This window comes from Allobosea sp. CER48 (genome assembly GCF_044752385.1).
Classification (GTDB): Bacteria; Pseudomonadota; Alphaproteobacteria; order Rhizobiales; family Beijerinckiaceae; genus Allobosea.
In genome coordinates this window covers 1-1,501 of sequence record NZ_JBIWYK010000623.1, presented here as the reverse complement: position 1 = coordinate 1,501, position 1,501 = coordinate 1, and the positions used below count along the sequence as shown (strand labels likewise).

Annotated in this window: 1 protein-coding gene; it reads left to right on the top strand. The window is 67.6% G+C overall.

Annotated elements, in window-relative coordinates; all coding sequences use genetic code 11:
* Positions 1-106 precede the first annotated feature (106 nt).
* A complete protein-coding gene (gene glcF / locus ACIPIA_RS16095; RefSeq protein WP_400510980.1) occupies positions 107-1,480 on the top strand; it encodes a glycolate oxidase subunit GlcF in 1,374 nt (457 codons plus the stop codon).
* Positions 1,481-1,501: the final 21 nt, after the last annotated feature.

Sequence of the window (1,501 nt, the reverse complement as noted above, 5' to 3'; positions counted from 1 at the left end):
TATTCCAGCCCTTGGCGGAGCCGCTGATGCGGGTCACGGCGGGCATCAAGGCGAGCTTCGATCCGGCCGGCATCTTCGAGCCCGGCCGGATGTATGCGGGGATCTGATGCAGACCAACTTCACTCCCGAGCGCCTTGCTTCCGACCCGCGCATGCCGGCCTCGGAGAAGATCCTGCGTACCTGCGTGCATTGCGGATTCTGCACCGCGACCTGCCCGACCTATCTGCTGCTCGGCGACGAGCTCGATTCCCCGCGCGGCCGCATCTACCAGATCAAGGACATGCTGGAGAACGGCAAGCCCGCCACCCCCGAGGTGGTGAAGCATATCGACCGCTGCCTCTCTTGCCTCTCCTGCATGACGACCTGTCCCTCGGGCGTGAACTACATGCATCTCGTGGATCATGCCCGCGCCCATATCGAGGAGACCTACACGCGCTCCTGGCATGACCGGCTGCTGCGCAGGGTGCTGGCGGCGATCCTGCCCTATCCCGGCCGCTTCCGGGCCGCGATGCTGGCGGCGCTCATCGGCAAGCCCCTGGCGCCCGTCCTCGGCGTGGTACCGGTCGTGGGGCCGAGGCTCAAGGCGATGCTGGCGCTGGCGCCGGCGCGGCTGCCGACGCGCTCCACCATGGAGGGTCCGCAGAACTTCCCGCCGCCCGCTGCGCGGACGAAGCGTGTCGCGCTGCTCTCGGGCTGCGCCCAGCCGGTGCTCGATCCCGCCATCAACGAGGCGACGATCCGCCTGCTCAACCGCCATGGCGTCGAGGTCGTGCTGCCCAGGGGCGAGGGCTGCTGCGGCGCGCTCGTCCATCATATGGGGCAGGAGCACGATGCACTCGCCTTCGCCCGTGCCAATATCGACGCCTGGATTGCCGAGGTCCGGGGCGAGGGGCTCGATGCCATCCTGATCACGGCTTCGGGCTGCGGCACCACGATCAAGGATTACGGCTTCATGTTCCGCAACGAGCCTGCCTATGCCGAGAAGGCGGCGCAGGTCGCGGCGCTGGCGAAGGACGTCACCGAATTTCTGGAGACGCTGGAACTCGCCCCGATCCGCGATGTCGCCATGCCGATCGCCTATCACTCGGCATGTTCGATGCAGCACGGCCAGCAGCTCAAGGACGGGCCGAAGCGGCTGCTCTCCAGCGCAGGCTTCAAGGTCAGGGAGGTGCCGGAAGGCCATATCTGCTGCGGCTCGGCCGGCGTCTACAACATCCTGCAGCCCGAGATCGCCGGGCGCCTGCGCGAACGCAAGATCGGCAACATCGAGCGCACAAAGCCGGTGTTGGTCGCGACCGGCAATATCGGCTGCATGACCCAGCTCGCGAAGGGCTTTGCCGACAAGGGCGCGACGACGCCGGTTGTCCATACCGCCGAACTGCTGGACTGGGCGACCGGCGGGCCATTGCCGGAGAAGCTGGCGCGGGCGGGGATCGAGGACAGGCCGTTCACGGCGCCCGCCACTGTCGCTGCGGAGTGACGAGCCTCGACGTCATGCTCG

Bases quoted from the DNA above. Each gene is read 5' to 3' on its own strand.
- glcF (WP_400510980.1), top strand. From the start codon at position 107: ATGCAGACCAACTTCACTCCCGAGCGCCTTGCTTCCGACCCGCGCATG.